This is a genomic window from Clostridium sp., from assembly GCF_017888565.1.
In the GTDB taxonomy this organism is placed as follows: Bacteria; Bacillota; Clostridia; order Clostridiales; family Clostridiaceae; genus Clostridium.
In genome coordinates this window covers 1-20,669 of sequence record NZ_JAGHFX010000014.1, presented here as the reverse complement: position 1 = coordinate 20,669, position 20,669 = coordinate 1, and the positions used below count along the sequence as shown (strand labels likewise).

At 26.1% G+C, this 20,669-nt stretch carries 28 protein-coding genes and 1 pseudogene; 2 read left to right on the top strand and 27 right to left on the bottom strand.

Annotation, left to right across the window (positions count from 1 at the left end; genetic code table 11):
• Positions 1 to 124 precede the first annotated feature (124 nt).
• The 4 genes from J7M87_RS02470 to J7M87_RS02455 form a co-directional block, all read right to left on the bottom strand.
• Complete coding sequence (locus J7M87_RS02470) at positions 125 to 955, bottom strand: nucleotidyltransferase domain-containing protein (RefSeq protein WP_291648348.1); 831 nt, start codon at positions 953 to 955, stop codon at positions 125 to 127.
• A 96-nt stretch (positions 956 to 1,051) separates the two neighbouring features.
• Positions 1,052 to 1,504, bottom strand: a complete 453-nt coding sequence (locus J7M87_RS02465; RefSeq protein WP_291648346.1) for a DUF1835 domain-containing protein — start codon at positions 1,502 to 1,504, stop codon at positions 1,052 to 1,054.
• Positions 1,505 to 1,556: 52 nt separating this feature from the next.
• On the bottom strand, positions 1,557 to 1,706 hold the full coding sequence (locus tag J7M87_RS02460) for a hypothetical protein (protein WP_291648344.1): 150 nt from the start codon (positions 1,704 to 1,706) through the stop codon (positions 1,557 to 1,559).
• A 39-nt stretch (positions 1,707 to 1,745) separates the two neighbouring features.
• A complete protein-coding gene (locus J7M87_RS02455; RefSeq protein ID WP_291648342.1) occupies positions 1,746 to 2,246 on the bottom strand; it encodes a hypothetical protein in 501 nt (166 codons plus the stop codon).
• 162 nt (positions 2,247 to 2,408) lie between these two features.
• On the opposite strand from J7M87_RS02455, the gene J7M87_RS02450 reads away from it, so the two are divergent.
• The gene (locus tag J7M87_RS02450) at positions 2,409 to 2,705 is read left to right on the top strand and encodes a YciI family protein (RefSeq protein WP_291648340.1); all 297 of its coding nucleotides are present in this window, start codon (positions 2,409 to 2,411) and stop codon (positions 2,703 to 2,705) included.
• Between the two features lie 159 nt (positions 2,706 to 2,864).
• Here the strand turns inward: J7M87_RS02450 and J7M87_RS02445 are convergent, their stop codons facing one another.
• From J7M87_RS02445 to J7M87_RS02400, 10 genes are all read right to left on the bottom strand, one after another.
• Positions 2,865 to 3,407 (bottom strand): flavodoxin domain-containing protein, encoded by a 543-nt coding sequence (locus tag J7M87_RS02445; protein WP_291648339.1) that lies wholly within the window; start codon positions 3,405 to 3,407, stop codon positions 2,865 to 2,867.
• 173 nt (positions 3,408 to 3,580) lie between these two features.
• Complete coding sequence (locus J7M87_RS02440; protein ID WP_291648337.1) at positions 3,581 to 4,012, bottom strand: hypothetical protein; 432 nt, start codon at positions 4,010 to 4,012, stop codon at positions 3,581 to 3,583.
• A 142-nt stretch (positions 4,013 to 4,154) separates the two neighbouring features.
• On the bottom strand, positions 4,155 to 4,667 hold the full coding sequence (locus J7M87_RS02435; protein ID WP_291648335.1) for a hypothetical protein: 513 nt from the start codon (positions 4,665 to 4,667) through the stop codon (positions 4,155 to 4,157).
• A 168-nt stretch (positions 4,668 to 4,835) separates the two neighbouring features.
• Entirely contained in the window at positions 4,836 to 5,018 is a 183-nt protein-coding gene (locus tag J7M87_RS02430; protein ID WP_291648333.1) for a PspC domain-containing protein, read from the bottom strand.
• A gap of 819 nt (positions 5,019 to 5,837) precedes the next feature.
• The gene (locus J7M87_RS02425; protein ID WP_291648331.1) at positions 5,838 to 5,954 is read right to left on the bottom strand and encodes an LPXTG cell wall anchor domain-containing protein; all 117 of its coding nucleotides are present in this window, start codon (positions 5,952 to 5,954) and stop codon (positions 5,838 to 5,840) included.
• A 609-nt stretch (positions 5,955 to 6,563) separates the two neighbouring features.
• Positions 6,564 to 6,830, bottom strand: a complete 267-nt coding sequence (locus J7M87_RS02420) for a hypothetical protein (protein WP_291648329.1) — start codon at positions 6,828 to 6,830, stop codon at positions 6,564 to 6,566.
• A 21-nt stretch (positions 6,831 to 6,851) separates the two neighbouring features.
• Positions 6,852 to 7,316, bottom strand: coding sequence for a pyridoxamine 5'-phosphate oxidase family protein (locus J7M87_RS02415; RefSeq protein WP_291648327.1), 465 nt, complete (start codon positions 7,314 to 7,316; stop codon positions 6,852 to 6,854).
• A 42-nt stretch (positions 7,317 to 7,358) separates the two neighbouring features.
• Complete coding sequence (locus J7M87_RS02410) at positions 7,359 to 7,973, bottom strand: NUDIX hydrolase (protein WP_291648324.1); 615 nt, start codon at positions 7,971 to 7,973, stop codon at positions 7,359 to 7,361.
• An 84-nt stretch (positions 7,974 to 8,057) separates the two neighbouring features.
• Positions 8,058 to 8,189, bottom strand: coding sequence for a hypothetical protein (locus J7M87_RS02405; RefSeq protein WP_291648322.1), 132 nt, complete (start codon positions 8,187 to 8,189; stop codon positions 8,058 to 8,060).
• Complete coding sequence (locus J7M87_RS02400; protein WP_291648320.1) at positions 8,179 to 8,364, bottom strand: DUF6440 family protein; 186 nt, start codon at positions 8,362 to 8,364, stop codon at positions 8,179 to 8,181. Before J7M87_RS02400 ends, J7M87_RS02405 begins: the two co-directional genes overlap by 11 nt.
• A gap of 231 nt (positions 8,365 to 8,595) precedes the next feature.
• On the opposite strand from J7M87_RS02400, the gene J7M87_RS02395 reads away from it, so the two are divergent.
• Entirely contained in the window at positions 8,596 to 9,360 is a 765-nt protein-coding gene (locus J7M87_RS02395; RefSeq protein ID WP_291648318.1) for a stage II sporulation protein P, read from the top strand.
• A gap of 94 nt (positions 9,361 to 9,454) precedes the next feature.
• On the opposite strand, the gene J7M87_RS02390 is transcribed toward J7M87_RS02395, so the two are convergent.
• The 13 genes and pseudogenes from J7M87_RS02390 to J7M87_RS02330 form a co-directional block, all read right to left on the bottom strand.
• On the bottom strand, positions 9,455 to 9,745 hold the full coding sequence (locus J7M87_RS02390) for a hypothetical protein (RefSeq protein ID WP_291648316.1): 291 nt from the start codon (positions 9,743 to 9,745) through the stop codon (positions 9,455 to 9,457).
• A gap of 510 nt (positions 9,746 to 10,255) precedes the next feature.
• On the bottom strand, positions 10,256 to 10,582 hold the full coding sequence (locus tag J7M87_RS02385; protein WP_291648314.1) for a hypothetical protein: 327 nt from the start codon (positions 10,580 to 10,582) through the stop codon (positions 10,256 to 10,258).
• Between the two features lie 20 nt (positions 10,583 to 10,602).
• A complete protein-coding gene (locus tag J7M87_RS02380) occupies positions 10,603 to 10,986 on the bottom strand; it encodes a VOC family protein (RefSeq protein ID WP_291648312.1) in 384 nt (127 codons plus the stop codon).
• An 11-nt stretch (positions 10,987 to 10,997) separates the two neighbouring features.
• Complete coding sequence (locus J7M87_RS02375; RefSeq protein ID WP_291648310.1) at positions 10,998 to 11,594, bottom strand: GNAT family N-acetyltransferase; 597 nt, start codon at positions 11,592 to 11,594, stop codon at positions 10,998 to 11,000.
• Between the two features lie 25 nt (positions 11,595 to 11,619).
• Complete coding sequence (locus J7M87_RS02370; RefSeq protein WP_291648308.1) at positions 11,620 to 11,790, bottom strand: hypothetical protein; 171 nt, start codon at positions 11,788 to 11,790, stop codon at positions 11,620 to 11,622.
• Between the two features lie 553 nt (positions 11,791 to 12,343).
• Entirely contained in the window at positions 12,344 to 15,298 is a 2,955-nt protein-coding gene (locus tag J7M87_RS02365; RefSeq protein WP_291648307.1) for an exo-beta-N-acetylmuramidase NamZ domain-containing protein, read from the bottom strand.
• 714 nt (positions 15,299 to 16,012) lie between these two features.
• A pseudogene (locus J7M87_RS02360) lies at positions 16,013 to 16,329 on the bottom strand (transposase).
• A 382-nt stretch (positions 16,330 to 16,711) separates the two neighbouring features.
• The gene (locus J7M87_RS02355; protein ID WP_271845905.1) at positions 16,712 to 16,984 is read right to left on the bottom strand and encodes a hypothetical protein; all 273 of its coding nucleotides are present in this window, start codon (positions 16,982 to 16,984) and stop codon (positions 16,712 to 16,714) included.
• Between the two features lie 73 nt (positions 16,985 to 17,057).
• Positions 17,058 to 17,522 carry a TNT domain-containing protein gene (locus J7M87_RS02350; RefSeq protein ID WP_291648303.1) on the bottom strand — a complete coding sequence of 155 codons (465 nt, stop codon included), beginning with the start codon at positions 17,520 to 17,522 and terminating at the stop codon, positions 17,058 to 17,060.
• Positions 17,523 to 17,998: 476 nt separating this feature from the next.
• Positions 17,999 to 18,337 (bottom strand): hypothetical protein, encoded by a 339-nt coding sequence (locus tag J7M87_RS02345; RefSeq protein ID WP_291648301.1) that lies wholly within the window; start codon positions 18,335 to 18,337, stop codon positions 17,999 to 18,001.
• Positions 18,338 to 18,346: 9 nt separating this feature from the next.
• Positions 18,347 to 18,589, bottom strand: coding sequence for a hypothetical protein (locus J7M87_RS02340; RefSeq protein WP_291648299.1), 243 nt, complete (start codon positions 18,587 to 18,589; stop codon positions 18,347 to 18,349).
• Positions 18,590 to 19,051: 462 nt separating this feature from the next.
• Positions 19,052 to 19,294, bottom strand: coding sequence for a hypothetical protein (locus tag J7M87_RS02335; RefSeq protein ID WP_291648297.1), 243 nt, complete (start codon positions 19,292 to 19,294; stop codon positions 19,052 to 19,054).
• The coding region (locus J7M87_RS02330) for a glycohydrolase toxin TNT-related protein (RefSeq protein ID WP_291648294.1) at positions 19,291 to 20,669 on the bottom strand (1,379 nt) is incomplete at its 5' end. The genes J7M87_RS02335 and J7M87_RS02330, both read right to left, overlap by 4 nt.

The following is a 20,669-nucleotide window of genomic DNA, read 5'->3' as shown; positions in this document are numbered from 1 at the left end:
CTAATCTAACTCCTATTTATCTCTATCCTATAGAAAATATTTTTATTTCGTATAATAATACCATTACGAATTAATCATAATATATTTTCTAAATACCGTAATACTATTCCTTTATTCTCTTAATCTAACATAAATCTTTAGTTTCATTAACAAGTTCCTCAAGTATTTCTACTCCCCTTCTTGTATTACTTTCATTAGAAGAAATTAAAGTAACAACCTCATCTATTCGTTTCTTATAATTTTGTGGTTTAATTTTAAAAGTATCTATCATTTTTACAGCTTTTTTCTCATTAATACAATACTCGTTATTTAATGCAAATAAAACTTGATTTAAGGATGAAATACTTCTAAAACTATGTCCGCAAACGTATGAAATATCATCTTTATCTATATTTGATTTAGCAAACATTAAAGAAAAAGAGGCTTCAAACATATACCATCCAATTATTGCATTCTTTAAATTTTCTGGATATGGCATAGTTTTTACTTTTAATTCTGATATTTTGTTTTTAGGATCATCTAATACTTTGCAAATTGCTACTTCTCCCATATACATAGCATTTAAATAGGCATGTGGATGCCCTGTCTGATAATTTGACGAAATTTTTCCATTTAAACAATCATCAATCACCTTATATACACGGTTTATATCACGGAATATAAAATCCACATGATACCCTTGAATTATTAACCATCCTCCAGCATTCACCCATGGTCCCCATTCTCCTAATGAAGTAACTAATTTTTTCCTTTTTTCATCATCTAGTTTAGTAGCAATTTTATCAACTTCAGTAACATTGAAGCCTTCTGATTCATCATAATATATGCCAATATCAATATCAGAATCTTTGTTGTTAGTTCCTCTTGCTCTAGACCCTCCTAGAACTATCCCTATAACACCAGGAATATTTTTAAATTCAGCTGTTATATCATTTAAAATCTTTTCAATAATCATATTCTTTTTTCCCTTTCTTATTTTAAAATTTCAATATTATCTCTGAGTTAATTATATTTAATCCTTCTTATATAAAAGATTGATTTCTTTAAAATATTATAACCCCACTGCACTAAATAGCGGAAATACTATTATAATCAAAGTTATCATTATAAAAGAAATTATCCTTCCTGCCTTTACTCCATAGTCATTTTTAAATTTGTATCCTAAAATAAACGATGGTATAAAAAATATAAGAGAATATAATACTGTATAATGTGTACCGCTATTCCCATTAGACCATGGATTTAATCCTATATATTTTAATATAATATCTCCATAGCACACTTTATTACTAAATGAGAAAGTAAATAATATTCCTAATATAGATAATATCAATGAAAATTTCATATAACTTGGTAGTTTAATAACTAATATTTTACATTTATATTTTTTTAGAAAATTACATACATAATATAATTCACAAAGAGAATAAGCTGCATTGCTATACCATATACGAAGTTTTTCTCCTTTTGATGCATACTCCTCTGATAGGAATATTGATATCACCAATATCAAGCATAAAAGGAATACATATTACTTCTGAAAGATTGTTAGAAATTTATTCACTATTAGAAGTTTTATTAATCTCTTCTTTATTAGATTTATTTCCAAAGCAAAAAATAGCTTCCTCATCATAATTTGATTTATAATGCTCCTTAGCTATTTTCAATATTCCACCTTCACTTTCCCCAAACACTACTTCTATCATAAATATTCTCCTATTTAATTTTATATTAATTAGCTAAATCTACTCTACTATAACTTTAAATATAGTTGAAGTATAGTTTCCTTCACTCCAATATCCATTAACTTCATAAATATATTCTCCTTTTTTCTCTGGTAAGGTTATATTATTTACTTTTTTTGAAGAATCAAATTTTATAGTTGTATTGTTTTCAGAATCACCTATTACCCATGACCTTAAAATTATTTCTGGAGGTGCTGACTTAAAAGTTACTTCTACTTCGCTATTAGGGTTTGCAGAAAATCCTGAAACTTCCATTCCAGCATCATATGATGGTCCTACTAAATAACTACTCCCTGTTTTTTGTCCCTTTGGCAAATCTTCAGACCATGTATGTTCTCCAATACTTGTAGGAACAGCTTTTCCGTTGTATTTTATAGTTACAGATGGCTTTCTCATAGGTACATTCCTTGTTATTTTTGCATAAGCATAGCTAGATATTATCCATACTACAAATATACAGATAAATAATTTTACTAAGAAATTTCTACTTTTTAAATTCAATATTTCCACCTCTTTTCAGCACTTTAAGAATTATTTATAAATATTCTCCTTTATAATTAATAGTCTAAAACAGTTTCATAATATTAATATTAATTCTTTATTAATTATTATTATGATATAATATACATAATATATTTTATATAAAGAAGGAGGATAATAGAAATGAAATATTTTATTATCGAAGGTAAACTAAATAGTTCTGTTGAAATAGATGAAAGTGTTATGAATGAACATATAGCTCATTCTCAAAAAGCAATCGAAAAAGGTGTAACACTAATAACAGGACTAAAAGAGGATATGAGTGGTGGCATTTTAATTATGAAAGCTAATTCACTTGAGGAAGTAGAAGCTTACTTAAATACTGATCCACTTAAGATCTCTGGTTCTCAAGAATATCGTATTATGGAATTTACACCTCATTATACTCATCCAAAAACTAATGAGTGGTTTGATAGATAGTTATAGGTAATTCAAAATGAGTAATTTGTAATATTAGGTTATTAGGACATTTTTAAGGAAACCCCTAAGTTTCCTTAAAAATGTCCATAATTTACAGGAATTAATCCTTAAATAATCAACCTTTATATTTATTCTTTCTACCTTCATACTTTACTAATCTTATTCAACTATTTTTGATTGTAATTTTACAAACTGAATTAATGGTACAATATACTTTTTAGAAGAAATATCATAAGAACTTCCAATAGCTTGCTCAAATCCAGCTTCATTTGGACTTTTATCTTTTTTATTACTCAAAATTTTAGCAAGTGTTCTCATAATCATACGATCTAAGATTCCCATTTTTTCACAATTAAGCCCACCTTGCATATAAAAATGTGAAATTATTTTTAATTCTTCATTTGAAAAGTTTGATTGCCAAATTGTATTGATAACATCTTCTGCTGCCAAAGGTGTTGCACCTGTAGCAAATATGATTAGCTTAGACATTTCATTATCTGAAAATAATGCTTTTATCTTTTTTATTCCATCAATTTTCCCTGCATGAACACGGCTTCCATAAATTATAAAATCATATTCTGCAATAGAAGACCTTGATAAATTTTTATAATCTAAAATATCGCATTTAAGTTCTTCTGAAATCCATTCTGCATACCTTTTCGTAAAACCAGTTTTTGATTTATAAATTACAATTATCTTCATATAACCTCCATTAATAACAAAATATAAATACTCTTTACTATAAACTCTAATCTGAGTATTGATTGAAGAAAAATTTGTACTCATTTCCAAAGAATTATTTACAAAAATACATACACTACTTCTTATGTTAACACCATATTATTTATTATGCTGTATTTTTTATTTATACATTATTATAAATTATCTCTATCCATTTCTTTATCAAATACATAAATGTATGTCTCTCCATCGTCAACATACTTATCTTCGCCATGTCCAAAATTATATCCTACTAACGTTAAATACATAACTATTTCACCTTCAATATTAGATATTTTAAATGTAAAAATCGCATCGCCAGAATATAATTTATCTCCTTTTATTTCATAAGTAGAAGCTCCATCTTTTCCATTACTTCTATATTCATTAATTGATGTTTCTGAAATATCCATATAGTCCTTTGAATTTAGTTTTTCTGCTATATTTAGTTCTGAATTTATATCACTACCAGTATATAAATTCCATCTTCCCTTTATATTTGGTTGTGATAAATTGTTTATAAACAAATATAATATTGAGCAACCTATTACTAATATATAAAATCTTCTTCTTAAATTCTTTCCCATATCACCTACCCCTTAAATATTAAATTTATTACTATTAATTAAAAATAGGATAAATATTATCTTTATAAATATACTCTAATGTTCCAATAGTTCTTTCTCTAGAAATCAAATATCCTATATCTCCATTCTTAAATTTAATATCCTAATTAATATACCAATATGTTTCTTCTTTGATTTCAAGTGGAATCAGCTCAAATTCATACTCATTATCCACAGCTCTATAATCACATTTTATTAATGAGTTTTCTTCTATATTGTAAACATACATTTCTTCACTTGATATATTATGCAATTTAACTATGTTACCATCTTTACTAACTGAAACGTCACAATAATTGTCTCCTTGATTATAATTTATATTATTTGATTCTAAATCAATGTTTCTTATTATCTTTTTATCATTAAGATCATATAAAAATAACCCAAAGTGTCCATGAAATATAATTCTATTTTCAGATGCATAATCTAGTTGTATCATATCAGACCCAATATTTTCATCAAGAGAGACTTTAGGAATTATTGGCTCAACCTCTACTCCATCTTCTCTTTTATTTTCTTCAACTGATCTGCAACCTATTAAAATTGATGAAACTATTATAATATAAAATACTTTTAAAACTAGTCTTTTTATACTATCACCTCTTTTTTTATACAATTCTAATAGGTAAGTATTAATTTAGTGCACACTTTTATTTAAATATAGTTTTAAGTTTTATATAAATAACTTCTAATCTATTCTTATTTATAAATTCTATAACTTCCTTATTTAAAAATGGATAAATTGAAAGATATGTCAGTTCTCTTGAAGCAGCATTATTAATATTTAACACATATTGTCTGATGGCATAAGAAATAATAGCACTATATATAACCAAAATGTAACACCTATAAATATTACAAATAATATTCTTAATGTAGTTGCATTAAACCCAAAATATTCTGCTATCCCTCCACATACGCCTGAAATTTCTTTATTTCTTTTAGATTTATATAGATATTTATTCAAATAAATTCTCTCCTTTTATTTTAATGAATTAATTGTTACATAAAGTATAGCCAAATACATGCTTTTAACAATTTTATTATCCACTCTAAATAATCAAGAAATTTTTCTCTCCATAATTTACCATTATAAATTAATTATAGCATATTTTGTAAACTTGTAATTGTTTGATTTCTAATATAATTCTTAAATATTAATAACATTCCTTTTAATAACATCAATTTGAATTTTATTAGCCTTTTATTTATCAATAATGAAAATTCTCAATTAATTTATTTAATTTTTAATTACTTAATTTGATTATCTATTTTCATAATAATCAATTTTCTTATATAAAAAAATAAAGACCTATAGAAATAAGTCTTTAATACAAATTATAGTATATTAATAAAAAATATAGTCCCCAAAAATATTAATATTCCCCCAATAACATTTCTAATAAATCTGAAAAATTCTTCTGATTCCATAAAATTGTGTCTAATTATATAATTTTTATGCCATTTAGTTTTTTATAAAAATATACATAATAATCCTGCTATTATTAATAAAATTCCATATCCCATAATTATTTCCTTAAATCTATCTATTCATTTAGTTCTTTAAATAATCTCAAATTAAAATTTATTATTTATTTATAAGCTCTTATAAAGTTTACGTTCAAAATAAATTGCAAATTCTCTAAGAACTACAAATACAGCTGCTTTTTTTGATTTAGTTCACTACATATTTGAATTGCGAACTAAAAAATACCGCATATTCACTTTTGAATAGTACGGTATTTTAGCAATTTAATATTTAATTTTATCTTCGTAATACTTAACATTATGACTTATTTCTTTTTTTCATATAGATTAATAAGCCTACTCCAATAATAATTATAAATCCTATGCTAATAAGTAAATGAGATACTTTAATAGCAACTAACTCTGCTTCTACCATCTAATTCATTCCTTTCACCTTAAGTATGTTCACGAAAAATATAATACTATTACGAAGCAATTATAACATATTTTCCCAATACAGTACTATTTAATTTTCAAAGAACATTCTTATTACTTAATTCGCAATATAATCAAATTATTCATTATATTTGAATTAAACCTTAATATTTAAGTAACTTTATAATAATCATTTAAAAGTCACTTTTAATATTTTAACAGTTAATCTGAAACTTTAAAATTAATCTTGCTTCTTTTATGTAATGTATAAAATCTATTAATAGCAACATTAAACACTCATAACTTAACATTTTGATCTATTAATATACACATTTTTCATGCACTTTAATAAAAGTTTCTTAAATAATATCTTATGAATCTTCCTTATATTCTCCTATTGAAATTAAATACTTATAAGCTAAAGATAAGTCATTTTTCACTAAATTATATACAGCATCTCTAATTGCCCTCTCTCCCCTCATAAGTTATCTTTTATGGTACCATGTATATATAACTTTTTAACATAGTAAAAGGTGAACATTTAAATTCTATTATTTAATATTGAATATCGAACATCTTATTTTCAATCCTTGCTAATGAATTACAATTTTTATGAGTTTCTTAAACGAATAATATTAAACCCATAAATTAAATAAATAGCTAATATTAATAAAAAGCTAGAAACAATTATAATTTTATTCTTATTAGTTATATATTCTCCATTATCCATTATATTTCTATTCAGAACACCAGTAAAAAATGGTATCATAAAAAGAAATGATATCCTTTCATTAATTGAGTAGATTAATAAGAACAATGTAAATAAATTTATTATTATTGCTGCCATTACTGGATTTTTATATAGTATTTTTTTCATCAATTTATCTCCATATAGAAATTATCTTCTTGCCTTTCCAGATATATGATCAATACCTACCTTTATAACTTTAGTTTTAGTACTTGCATTTTTAATGTATACTTTACCCTTTTCCATATAATCTACTGAATATTTTTTAATTAATTCTAAGAGAGCTTCCTTCTTTTCATCTTCAAATACTTCTTTTGCTCTTCCAAATATTATTACACTTTCATATTTAGTACTAAATTTATCTGGTAATACATCAGTTTGTCCAACTACACAAAACGATACTTTATCATTGTTCTTTATATTTTCCAACTTATGCCCTTCTACTGAACTATGAAAATATATTGAATCATTTGCATAAACATAACTCAATGGGATTCCATATGGATATCCATTCTCATCTACTGTAGATAAAATTCCATATTCGCATTTTTTTAATATGTCTATTGCTTCTGAAGCTTCTATTTTTCTATCTTTTCTTCTTATTTCTTTAACCATATTTATTCCTCCATAACCACATTTAATTTACGTAAATAGAATCTAGTCAAATAATGTTTTCCAATTTGTACTTTGATACGCTTCAAAACACATTTTTATTTGCTCTTCGTTATTTTTTTCTGTTGCTAATAATGGCAAATTATCTAATGAAAAATAATCACTTTTTATTGTTTCAATATTTTTCTTAAATTCTCCATCTATTAAAGAACATAGAACAAAAACTTTACATACTTTATAAGCATATATTGGTAAATTATGCTTTTCTCTATCTTGAACAGCAATAATCATATCTGCTGTAACATTTAAACCTGCCTCTTCTTTTACTTCTTTTATTGTGTTTTCTTTTATTGATAAATCTACATCTACCCACCCACCTGGCAATGACCAAGTAGCATTGTTTTCTTGAACTAATAAAATTTTATTATCTTTAAATATTGCTGCTCTACTATCTAACTTAGGGGTTTGATATCCAATTTCATTACAAAATAAGTTCTTCACTTTATCTAAAGGAATATCTGATTGTAAACTTATCATTTCTGCTGAAATTTCTCTAATCCTTTCAAACCTTTCTATATCAAACTTATCTTTGCAATAATATAAACCACCTTGCGCAATACTTTGCAATTCAATTGCCCAATCTAATAATTTATTATTCATTTTTCATCCTCATCCTCTTTATCAATTATTCTCTTTTCTGCTATAAATCTTAATAACATAATTTATCTATATATTTTGCAAATTTTATTTTGCTTTCTTTATAATCATCCTATTTCTAGTAAAATTATTTCTTGATTTAAAATAGGCAACTGTTGAAATCATTATACTTATAAAAGAAACAATTATATCTTTTATAAATTGAATTTTATCTATCAACTATGACCTTCCCATCAGAATCCAATAGCGGTGTAACTCCATTCTGCCCTGTTCCAACAGTCATTAAATAATTTACTCCTGTATGATTATCAACAACAATATATATTGCTCCAAATCCTAACAATTGCTCCTCTTTAATAACGAATCTCTTTTCTTTTTTATCTTTTCCAAACATATAAAATCCCTCCATCAAATAATTTTTTATTTTTATAATATATAATAGTCTTTATTTTTCATTTTTTATAATTATTTAAAATTTGCTAACCTATATTTTATATTTCATGAGACTATTTAACTTATTTATTAATACATCACAAAAATTAGTAAGATTATTAATTACTTTCGATTTACTTTCATAATATAAATATTTATTTAATATACTTTTAAAGAAAGGAGGTGTATTCTTTTGAAGAAAATCCATAAAAATATTATTATAACAGTTATATTTCTAACTGTATGTGCATCATTAGGGTATGTATATTTAAGAAAACAAAATACATTATCAGATTCGAATAAAATAGATAACTTAAAAATAACTAAATCAAGTGATTCAAATAATAATGAATCATCACTCTCTCTATTAGATACTATTAAGAATATAACTATAGATAATTCAAGTTCTACTATTCCATTTTCATCTGATATAGTTATATATAATAGTCATCCAGATGAACAATATGAATCTGGAGTTAAAGTAACTGATTTAGGCGCTTTAATCAACCATAAATTTAATAATGAAGGCTTAAACAGTAGTTTTATTAGCTCCCAATCAAGTATAGAGTATATAAATTCATATAAAATTTCAAATGAATCTATAACCAAAAATGTGTCTGAATATGAAAATGCAATCCTTTTAGATATTCATAGAAGTAATAGTGATTCTTTTGAATCTGATCCTGAAATTATTACTTTTGTCCTTGCAAAAGATAATTCACATTTTGAAGAAAATAATAAATTTGCAGAACAACTAGTAAATGAGATTTCAAAATCTGATAAAGTTAAAGCATCAATATATTACTATGATGTTACTGCTGAACATTTAAAACGTAATCAGGAATTATCTAATAATTCATTATTAGTAGAAATAGGCACTGATAAATCAGATGATGGTTATATTCAAGAATGTGTAGATGTACTTGTAAGCTCATTAAAAAATATTAAAAATACTTAATTTACTTATTATACTTATAGGCTTACTGCTTTATTATATGTAGTAAGCCCGTAATTCATAATTTTAAATATACTTACTTAAATTCTTTATATTTCTAATGTTTATTAAGTTTATCTGTGATATTTATTAATTCATTAATCACTATTTTTGCAATGTAACTTATATAAATACAAATAAATAACTTTATAATAGATAAGATACCCATTACGTTGTAATCTTTTATTAATGAGTAAAGTCCTGCAACAATTCCAACAAAAATTATATTTTTACTTATGCTACTTAACTTATTAAAGTTAACTTCATCTTTTTCTAAGTCATATTCTGATTTACTATTAATAAACTCTTCTGAATTCTCAATTTCAAAATATAGTTTTTCTTTATCCACCATATAACCTCCAATTCACCCTCATCTCATAATTTATTTATATGTTTCTTTTACTTTTCCAGAAGGACATGTTTTTAAAAATTTATTCCACCCCTCTTAATATAACCATTTATACATATATTTTTCTTATTTTCCAACACTAACAGCAAAGTAAAAAATAACTCTAATTCTTTCATCACCTTTTGCTGTATTTATTATTAATCAAACATTTCTTTTTCTAACCGCATATTACCACTCTTAAATATTTATTTCTACTTTACTTCTTTTACACACTAAACATCATCAACTTTAACAATTATTAATGTTGTTTCAGTAATTTCAGTAGGTGAATACGAAGTCTCCCAATAAAATTTTATTTTTGCCTCAACTAAAGAATCATTTATCTTTTTCTTAGAAATCACTTCATATTTATACGCTAAGGACTTGATCCACTGTCATTTATTTTTTAAAATATTATTCATTACATAAAAATTTTTAAAGAAAATAATAAAAAGTGTTAATATAGATATACTAAATGTATTCTAACATCTCCTCTACATCACATCCATTTAATGAGTACCAAGTAACTCTTTCCCATATATCACGTATGTTATTACCTTTAAACACTTTTGCACTTAAAAGTTCCTCTAAGTAATCATAATTATAAGCTTGTGACCCATCCTCAACTAGTCCGTACCAATAAATTTCTTTATTATTATCATTGTTTGACGTTTTACCTAACCAACAGTCTCCATATTCTAAATCATCATCAATAGAAAAATTCATTTCAACGCAAGTATCATTTTCTAATACATTTACATTTAGAACTCTTATTAGATCCTCTAATTTAAATTTCATCATTATCTCCTTTAGTACTTCTAAGATTCTTTTATTCCAAAACATATCCATCTTCCATCGATATCTTCAATAACAAACTCTTTATTATGATAATCAGTGTATGATAACTTTCGAACAATTTTAGCTCCTGAATTTTTTAATTCCTCTTGTAAAATTTCTTGATTATCTGTTATAAAGTATGCATCATAGCCATATCCATATAATTTTCTATTTGGAATTACCTCTTGTCCATTTGACTTTGTTAAAATAATTTCAGTAAAATCTCGATACAAACAAATATGAGGTTCCTTTACATCTAGATATTCTTCTACTCTAAATCCTAATGTTTTTTTATAATAAGCTGCTGTTCTTTTAATATCAGGTGTTGGAAAAACACAGTGTGACATATATAATATTTCTTTCATAATAATCCCTTTCATAATATTTTTATTAGCTTACGGCATTCATCCATAATATCGTTAACTAGACCTTGGTCAACATTTTTAATTGATAATAAAGGCTTTGGTTCACAATAATCTTCATTGATACTTTTTTCAAACCAAACTACATCATGCCATTTGCCAAATTTATATCCAGTATTATGGTAAACTCCTATCTTCTTAAATCCAAAATACTCATGCAATTTCTCACTATTTACATTATTAGAAGTGACTCCTCCATAAATATTTTTGATATTTTGAAGTTTAGATATTTCAATTAAAGCTGTATAAAAAGCTTTTCCAAGTCCATAACGTAGGTATGCATTATCAATATAAACAGATAATTCAACATTCCATTGATATGCTGCTCTTTCTTTATGTCTATATGAATATGCATATCCTATTATTTTTTTATCTAAAACACAAACTAAATAAGGATAATCTTTAGATATTTTTCTAATACGATTTCTAAATTCATCAACTACTGGTACTTCATATTCAAAAGTTATTGCTGTGTCCTTTACATATGGTTCATATATTCTTAATATTTCTTCTACATCATTTTCACTAACCATTCTTATTTTTATATCCATTATGTCCTCCTACCAGTCTGATATTCTATTTTTTCTCCTTACTTTTTTTATCAATTATTTCTTTTAATTGTATATTTAATTTTTCTATTTCATTTTTAAGCCTTTTTTGAATTATCAGTATTCTTATTATAAATATTATTAATGCTACTGGTATAGCTATTTGAAGTAAAATAATTATAACAGATAATATCTCCACATACTTTCCCCCTTAATTATTTATAAAACTATAACTTTTTAAAACTCTATTAGTGTATCTATGTATTTTTAAACATATATTAATTATACATTTTTAGTAATTATACCATAATTTACAATTTAGTATAAATGCATTAATTCTATTTATTTAATTTTTTATTATCATTTACGAGTATTTCTATTACAAAACCAAATTTAAAATATTGAATTATTAAAATAATTTTTTACACGTATGTAATTTGTAATTCTCTTCTTAGTTTCATTTATTGGATAGTTTTCTTATGTGTGATTTTGTTTTTAAATTTTTAATACTATGCGATATTTTTTAGTTCGCAATTCATAAATAAGATTAAATAAAGAATTTCTATAAATATTATGTTACATTGAATATAATTTATTTTAATAATATATTCATCTAAATTAGGTTAAATAAATATAAAAGCTATAATCAATAAATGAATTTTAATTCTTTTATGATTATAGCTTTTTAATTAATATAAATCTTCTAAATATTTAATTTTATAAAAGTTCTTATTATTATTAACATCATAAATTTACTTTTTATCTACTGCTTTCTTAGACTTATCTTCTAAAAATCCTTTTCCCATATATATCATAAATAAAGATATAACTATTAATAATAATGAACTATTTACAGTACTACCAGTTTGAGGCAAACTTCCTGAGTTATTATTTGGTTCACTATTATTATCATTTGGTTTAGGAGCTTCTCCAGGCTTATTATCATCTGGTTTTGATGGTTCTTCTGGCTTATTATTGTTATCATCTGGTTTAGGTGTACTATTATCTTCTTTAACTGTAACATTTATTTTTTTAGAAGTACTAGCACCATTACTATCAGAAACACTGTAGTTCACTACATATTCTCCAACCTTACTAGTATCTACAGTATTCTCTACAACTTTTATAGATGATGTTAAATCTCCATCCTCTTCATCATAAGCTGTTACATCTTTTAATGGATCAAAGTTTTCATTTAATTTTAATGTTTTATCATTTGAAGTTATAACAGGAACATTATTAATAGTTGATGCTGGTACGTATATTCTATATTTTTCTATATCAGATTTAAATTCACTAGATTCTTTATCTACTATTGCAAATAATTCTTCTAATGTATATTTTCCCTCTCTTACATAACTATTTCCAGTTAGCTTGTCAATGAAATTAGTGCTTAAATATTGGAACTTATCTGGATACATATCTCTAACTGTATATAACATAGCATAGCCTGTCTTAACTGAATTAAAGCTATCCCTATCTGTTACATATACTTGAACTCCACCACAAACTTGATTTTTCCCAGTTGGATAATTTGCAGTATCTGATGCTGAATACTTTGATATCTGTGGCGTAAATGAAGCTGCTCTAAATTTTACTCCTGGTAACCCTAGAGAGTTAAGTTCATTAGCTAAATTTATTGGATTTATCCATGGAGCACCTATTAGTTCGAATGGTCTTGTTGTTCCTCTTCCTTCTGATAAATTTGTTCCTTCAAAAACACAAGTTGCTGTATATACTATTGCTGTATCTAAAGTTGGCATATTTGGTGAAGGCATTACCCATGTATCTAATCCTGTTTCATCATAATACATTTCTTGTGACCATCCACTCATTTTAACTACTTTCAAATCACAATTAATATTAAATTTGTCATTAATATATTGAGCATATTCACCAACAGTTAATCCATATCTTTGAACTATAGGATACATTCCAACAAATGAACTAAATTCAGGATCAAGTATATTTCCTTGTACTTCACTTGATATAGGATTAGGTCTATCAAATACAACAAATGTTTTATTATTTTCTGCACATGCCTCCATTGCATAAGCTAGTGTATTTATATATGTGTAGAATCTAGCTCCTACATCTTGCATATCATAAGCTACTATATCAACGTTTTCAAGCATTTCTGGAGTTGGCTTTTTAGTTGATCCATACAAACTATGAACTGGAAGTCCAGTAATATTATCTACTTCATTTCCAACACTATCTCCAGCTTGTGCATATCCTCTAATTCCATGTTCAGCAGCAAATAATGTTGTCAAATTAGTTTTTTCGTATAATACATCTATAGAACTTTTAAAATTACTATCCATACCAGATGGATTTGTTATAAGTCCTACTTTTTTATCTTTAAATATATCTAAGCTTTCTTCTATATTATCTATACCAAGTTTAATATTGCTTACATTTTCTCCACCACTATTTGACTCTTGGTAAATATAATATTTTTCTGTTTTAGCTTTAAATTCATTAGACTCCTTATCTACTATTGCAAATAGTTCTTCTAACGTATATTTTCCCTCTCTTACATAGCTGTTACCTGTTAACTTATCTATAAAATTAGTACTTAAGTATTGGAACTTATCTGGATACATATCTCTAATTGTATATAACATTGCATATCCAGTTTTAACAGCATTAAAATTATCTCTATCAGTTACATAAACTTGAACTCCACCACAAACTTGATTCTTTCCTGTTGGATAATTTGCAGTATCTGATGCTGAATATTTTGAAAATGTTGGAGTAAATGATGCAGCTCTAAATTTTACTCCTGGTAAACCTAAAGAATTTAATTTATTACTAAGATCCATTGGTTCAATCCAAGGTGCACCAATTAATTCAAAAGGTCTTGTTGTTCCTCTTCCTTCTGAAACATTTGTCCCTTCAAAAACACAAGTTCCAGTATAAACTATTGAGGTAGTTAGAGTAGGCATATTCGGAGATGGCATTACCCATGTATTTAACCCTGTTTCATCATAATACATATCACGAGTCCAGCCTTCCATTTCAACAACTTCAAGTTTACAATTTATATTAAATTCTTCATTTATAAACTTAGCATATTCTCCAACTGTCATTCCATACCTTTGAACTATAGGATACATCCCAACAAAGGAGCTAAAATCGGGATTAAGTAAATTACCTTGTACTTCTCCACCAATTGGATTAGGTCTATCAAATACAACAAATGTTTTATTATTTTCTGCACATGCCTCCATTGCATAGGCTAGTGTATTTATATATGTGTAAAATCTAGCTCCTACATCTTGCATATCATAAGCTACTATATCAACATTTTCTAGCATTTCTGGAGTTGGCTTTTTAGTTGATCCATATAAACTATGAACTGGAAGTCCAGTAACTTCATCAACTTCATTTCCTACATTATCCCCTGCTTGTGCATTTCCTCTAATTCCATGCTCAGCAGCAAATAAGGTTGTTAGATTTGTCTTTTCATATAATACATCTATAGAACTTTTAAAATTACTATCCATACCAGATGGATTTGTTATTAACCCTACCCTTTTTCCTTCAAAAATGCTTAAATTCTTATCTAAATTATCGATACCTAATTTTACTTGTCCATTACTACTTGCATTTACAGTTTTTACATCTCTAGCTTGAAATAATATTGATGAAATTAAAAATCCACATGTAATTATTCCAAGCTTTCTTTTTAACTTTAAATTCATGAAATTATCCCCCTATTTAATATCATTTTTTAGTGTTAATAAGAAATGTATAATAATATTCATGTCAAGCCTTAAGAAGTCATATAGTATAATATAAACTTTTGTGCATAATAATATAAAAAGGTAGACTAAACTACCAAAACACTTTATCCTAGGTATCTTTATTTAATATTTTCATCTTGTATGTTTATTTTAATTCACTATAAATCTTTATTTCACATAACTCCCCCTTTATTGTTTATTATAATTTATAATATTTTTGTTTTAAATTATAATAAAAATCGTATTTATTAAGAAATAAATATAGTTTATATTAGTATTATATTAACTTTGATCTCGTTTACAATTTGTTATTATTATATCATTATAGAAATATTATTTCAAGTTTTTGTAAGTTTTGTTTTATTTTATTTCACTTTTTATTATATTTATTTTTAATTTAATAGATTTATAGATTAAATAATTTATTTTATAAGCATATAAATTTTAATATTAGTTTATTAAACTGCTTCTATAGTTTTTAATATTAAAAATAAAATTAATACCATAACTTATACATCAGTATCATTTATATCTTTATAATCAATTAAAAGATATAATCAGGCCACCCATCAAACAGGTGGTTTGCTCTGCGTTACTGGCTGTGCTACTCGTACGCTAAACGGTTTCTCAACCGCATCATAAATTCACTGGCTACCCCTAAAGGGGTTCTTATTACTTGCCTTTCTTTACTGGCTCACCCGTAAACTGGCCTATATATTCTTTTAAACTCATTTGTTCATAAGTTAAATCTTCTTGAATTTTATTTTTTATATATTCTTCTATTACTTTTTTATTTGTCTCTACTATATCAACATAGTATCCTCTACACCAAAACTCTCTATTTCTATATTTATATTTCATATTACCCCATTTTTTAAATATCATAATAATACTTTTTCCCTTAAGATATCCCATAAAACTAGATACACTCATTTTATATGGTATTTGCAGTTCCATTTTGTATGTGATAAACTATGTACATCATTCATTTTGAATGTCCTCCTTCTCATATTAAAGTTCAGTTACCAGACCGCCTTTTATTATATCACAAGGAGTTTTTTTTATTACCATCATAGCTATAAGCTATTTAGAATCCAACGTCTAACGCGAGTTTTCTAAATACAAAAAGAGTCAATATTTCTTTGCTTAGAAACATTGACTCTTATCATTTTTATAATATATATTTAGTTTTTATTTTAGTTACAATTTACTGCATTATTAAATTTATGCATCGTATTATTATATATTGATTATTAGATAAACTTATAACACATTATACATTTATACTTCTATACAATACTTAAATATTTTTGTATCAAGATTATTAGTAATTCTGTAGTCAGATATTGTTTATTAATAATATTAAACCACTTATTGTTTATTTATTTTTCTTAATCGTCTTTCAGCAAACCTTTTTTCGATTCTTAATCCATCTATCATATGAGAAATCGCATCTTCTTTAATTTTATATGTTTCTATTATTTCAATACCGCCTCTTTCATTCGTACAAAAAACCTGCCACCCATCTTTTATTTCTCTAATACCTATTTGATTTTCTTCTATATCCTTGCCATCAAATGTTATCTTTTTATATCTATTTAATTCTTCATCTTCTATTACTTTAATTGCTTCATTAAATGTCATATACTTTCTCTTCTTATTTAATAGTTTTTAAAAATCCTAACTCCTCTAAAATGTCCAATGGTAACGGTAGTTGTTATTGTATTCCTCCACCTATTGAACCAAAGCCAGGTGCTATTTCCCCTTTATATGATATTAAATCATCATATGATTTTATCTTTTTGTATACCATAAAATCATTAATATCTTGAACTAGCTCTTTATCAGTGCAATTTCTTATATAATCACTTAATTTACTCAAATCATCTGTTAATTCATATTGATGATACTTAGACAAATCATCTATATATGGTAAAGACCTATTGTCATAACTATACGGTTTGCCATCAATCACAGGTGATATAAATGTTCCATCCGATGGTCCATATCTATCAATAATCTCTCCCTTCTTAGGAAAATATGTCTCCTTGATAGCTTTCTCGCCACTATCCAAAACATAACCACTATCTGGTACCTGACTCCAATCTATTGATCCTTTTGATGTTAATACATCTGAACTTTTAGGAATTTGAATATTATCAGGCCACTTTTCAGTACTCAAGTACTGCTCTGCATAACTAGTTTTAAAATAATCATCATTGCTCTTTAAATATTGATATAACTTTTCATTAGAGCATGTTGTTTCTTTTAATAACTCTTGCGTATTTTTGAATACTCTATTATGGTTACTAACCCCCTCGGGGCAGAGTCTATCTTTTTATATTTTACTGCTACACACTAGTATTTCCAATAATTCTTTCAAGAAAAAATAGAAACTAACCTATTTTATTTTTCAGCTAGTTCCTATGTCTTTATCTCACTACATTATTAAAATTATGCAGCTTTAATTATTAATATTTTAGTTAACTTTAATCTCTTCTATGAAAAAGAATTTTTATGCAGTCAATTAAACCTTATTTTTGCAGTTAATTATCTTAACACTTCCTAAAATTCACAAGAAATTTTCGTTAAAAAGTAATTAACTTTAGTAGCTTATTAATATTCTTCCTATAGATATAAATTTCTATAAACTGATTTTTACTTAACTATATTACAGCCTTCTATTTTACCAGTATCCAAATTAATAGAATAACTTCTACCATAAAAATCAGAAGCATACAGAGTATTATCTTTTATCCCCATTTGTTCATATGAAAGATTTTTCAGATTAGGATAAAGCAATTTTAAATCTTCTGATTGCCATACTATCTTTCCAGACTTATCTATGCAATAAATATTATTAATATCATTTTTTGTATAAGGAATACTTAAAAGAATTATTACTTTATCAAAATATTCTACTGCACTTCTGATATTAAAATTAAATTCTACCGTTATCGAATCAATAAACAAGATATTTTCTTTTATACTATACATACTTTCCTCCTATTTTATAGGTCTTTCATTTATGAAATCCCCTACTCTTTGACCGATTAAATCATATTGAGTGCCTCCACCATTACCCCAGCCCTCAAGTGGGTTTACTTCACCAACTCTCATATGTGTACCTGCATCTATTTTAACATCACATATATATTTAGGAGTATTAGGCAAAGCAAATTTATCTTGAATCTGCTTTCCTGTCAATCCTTCAATATCTTCTGCCCTCATTACCCAGCTTCCATACATACCAGAACCTCCTGGGGTATTATCATAAACACGTACAAAAGTTGTATCTTGAGTTAACTTAATTTCATTTACAACTTTATAGTTACTAGCTTTACTAACCCCTTTGGGGCAGAGTCTGTCTTAACATCTTATCATTGTAAACCCCAGTGTCTTCAATGCCTTGAGGTACTTTTTAACTATTTTTTATCACTTACCATTTTTAGTTTTATGTAGTTAGTTTTTTTATATGAACTCACTTCACTCTATTAGCCTCATTTTATCACGCTATATGTTGTATTTCTATACTTGGTCTTACTTTAAAAAAAGATTAATGCTCCATTTACTGAAACATTAACCTTTTAACTTCTTTAACTACATTATTTAAGTTATGCAGTATAGTATTTTTATAAGAATATACATTTTACTATATATAATAACTTTTCACTATTATGCATTTAAATTTTTTCTTATTTTGCAGTATTTTTATATTATTCCTACGCTTTTTAATGATTCAATAAGCCACTTATAAAAATAATTACATGCATCGTCTTCTGTAGTAAATTCCTCCTTATCCGATTTTATTCCTCTTTCGCTATAATAGGTTTCCCATTTGCCATTTATATAGTTTAAACAATATACTTCATTGGGTCTTCCACCGTCTAATGAATATACTTCTTCTGGCACTTTGTCGTTAATTAACTTTATTTTCAACTCATTTTTTGTCATTTTATTTCCACCCTTCTTATAAATCCACCCTCTATCAGCTTTTTAACAGATAGGTTCAATTCATACTGTATTCCCCCACCAGGTTCACCGAACCATGGTGCTATTTTCCCTTCCTGTACTTCAATTGGTTTAATTACTTCATATACATTATAAGGTTTATTTTCTGTACCTGGTGCAAGTGCTCTACTTGGATATGGAATTCCTTCTGGAGATACGAAAGTACCACCCTCAAATCCATATCTGTCAATCCTAGTTCCTGGCTTTAAAGTTTCAATTACTGCTTCTCCATCAAGTCCTCTATCGGGTGGCCATATAATATTTCCTGCTTTATCTACCCAATTATTATTCTCTGCATATATTCTTGTATCTATTTTTGCAAATTCTTGATAATTTGAAGCTTCTCTAGCAATTTTACTTTCTTCAATATTCTTTGATACTCTTTCTCTTATGTCAGCTTTACTTACCCCCTTTATACCTTCTTCACCATTAACAATTTTATTATAGTTCTTTTGAATATCATTTAAAGGAGGTGCATCAATATCATTTAATTTTCCTATGTCCTTTATATCACCTATTCTAACTCCATCTGCTACAAGCTCTGGTTCAAATCCCATTACTTTTCGTATATTATATCCTATATTATCAATTTGATCTCCTATATTCTTAATTCCACCTCTAAAATATTGAATTAAATCCGGAGCTTTCTTTATATATGCTCCTATTGCCTTAGCTGAATCAAGTAATGGGGATCCTATTTTATTTATTATATCAGAATTTTTTATAACTTTAAATCCATTCTTTAATCCTATCCATGCCTCATCCGCATATTTTACTGCTCCAATTATTGGTAATAAAGTTACTAAATCAAGTGCTGTTTGTCCCGCATGCTTCCATGACCATTCCCAATTAATAAAATCAGCGCTTATATCTCTAATATCTAATGGTAAATCGGCTCCCAGTAAGCCTAATCCAACTTGTCCAACTGTTCCTAAAGCTGTAACATCATTAGTAAAGTTACCCAACAATAGCTGATTGAAAGATTTTTTTAGATATTCTTCTACTCCTTTATTATTATTTGTTACTCCTCCATGAATTATAGGTCCTAATGTTGTTACCCCTGCTCCAACTCCCATTCCAACCATTGCTAATCCAGGATACATTCCTAAATTAAAATTTCCTGATGCTAGGCCTCCATAAAAGCCATAACTATTAATCCAACTTACTGAAAAATTATATATATTTCTTATAATGCTAATTCCATCTTTAAAAAAGTTACTTATTCCATTAAACACCTTGTTTCCAAATGATATTAATGAATTGCTAATCTTACTTATAAAAGATTGGACTTTATAGCTTCTACTTATTGCTCTTACTC

Excerpts from the sequence above, each read along its gene's own strand:
- J7M87_RS02410 (WP_291648324.1), bottom strand. The coding sequence starts at position 7,973 with ATGAATAATAAATTATTAGATTGGGCAATTGAATTGCAAAGTATTGCG.
- J7M87_RS02440 (WP_291648337.1), bottom strand. The coding sequence starts at position 4,012 with ATGGGAAAGAATTTAAGAAGAAGATTTTATATATTAGTAATAGGTTGC.
- J7M87_RS02470 (WP_291648348.1), bottom strand. The coding sequence starts at position 955 with ATGATTATTGAAAAGATTTTAAATGATATAACAGCTGAATTTAAAAAT.
- J7M87_RS02420 (WP_291648329.1), bottom strand. The coding sequence starts at position 6,830 with ATGAAAAAAATACTATATAAAAATCCAGTAATGGCAGCAATAATAATA.
- J7M87_RS02355 (WP_271845905.1), bottom strand. The coding sequence starts at position 16,984 with ATGACATTTAATGAAGCAATTAAAGTAATAGAAGATGAAGAATTAAAT.
- J7M87_RS02375 (WP_291648310.1), bottom strand. The coding sequence starts at position 11,594 with ATGGATATAAAAATAAGAATGGTTAGTGAAAATGATGTAGAAGAAATA.
- J7M87_RS02335 (WP_291648297.1), bottom strand. The coding sequence starts at position 19,294 with ATGACAAAAAATGAGTTGAAAATAAAGTTAATTAACGACAAAGTGCCA.
- J7M87_RS02400 (WP_291648320.1), bottom strand. The coding sequence starts at position 8,364 with ATGTTTGGAAAAGATAAAAAAGAAAAGAGATTCGTTATTAAAGAGGAG.
- J7M87_RS02345 (WP_291648301.1), bottom strand. The coding sequence starts at position 18,337 with ATGTATAGTATAAAAGAAAATATCTTGTTTATTGATTCGATAACGGTA.
- J7M87_RS02340 (WP_291648299.1), bottom strand. The coding sequence starts at position 18,589 with ATGTATGGAAGCTGGGTAATGAGGGCAGAAGATATTGAAGGATTGACA.
- J7M87_RS02450 (WP_291648340.1), top strand. The coding sequence starts at position 2,409 with ATGAAATATTTTATTATCGAAGGTAAACTAAATAGTTCTGTTGAAATA.
- J7M87_RS02425 (WP_291648331.1), bottom strand. The coding sequence starts at position 5,954 with ATGGTAGAAGCAGAGTTAGTTGCTATTAAAGTATCTCATTTACTTATT.
- J7M87_RS02445 (WP_291648339.1), bottom strand. The coding sequence starts at position 3,407 with ATGAAGATAATTGTAATTTATAAATCAAAAACTGGTTTTACGAAAAGG.
- J7M87_RS02385 (WP_291648314.1), bottom strand. The coding sequence starts at position 10,582 with ATGAAATTTAAATTAGAGGATCTAATAAGAGTTCTAAATGTAAATGTA.
- J7M87_RS02415 (WP_291648327.1), bottom strand. The coding sequence starts at position 7,316 with ATGGTTAAAGAAATAAGAAGAAAAGATAGAAAAATAGAAGCTTCAGAA.
- J7M87_RS02365 (WP_291648307.1), bottom strand. The coding sequence starts at position 15,298 with ATGAATTTAAAGTTAAAAAGAAAGCTTGGAATAATTACATGTGGATTT.
- J7M87_RS02380 (WP_291648312.1), bottom strand. The coding sequence starts at position 10,986 with ATGAAAGAAATATTATATATGTCACACTGTGTTTTTCCAACACCTGAT.
- J7M87_RS02460 (WP_291648344.1), bottom strand. The coding sequence starts at position 1,706 with ATGATAGAAGTAGTGTTTGGGGAAAGTGAAGGTGGAATATTGAAAATA.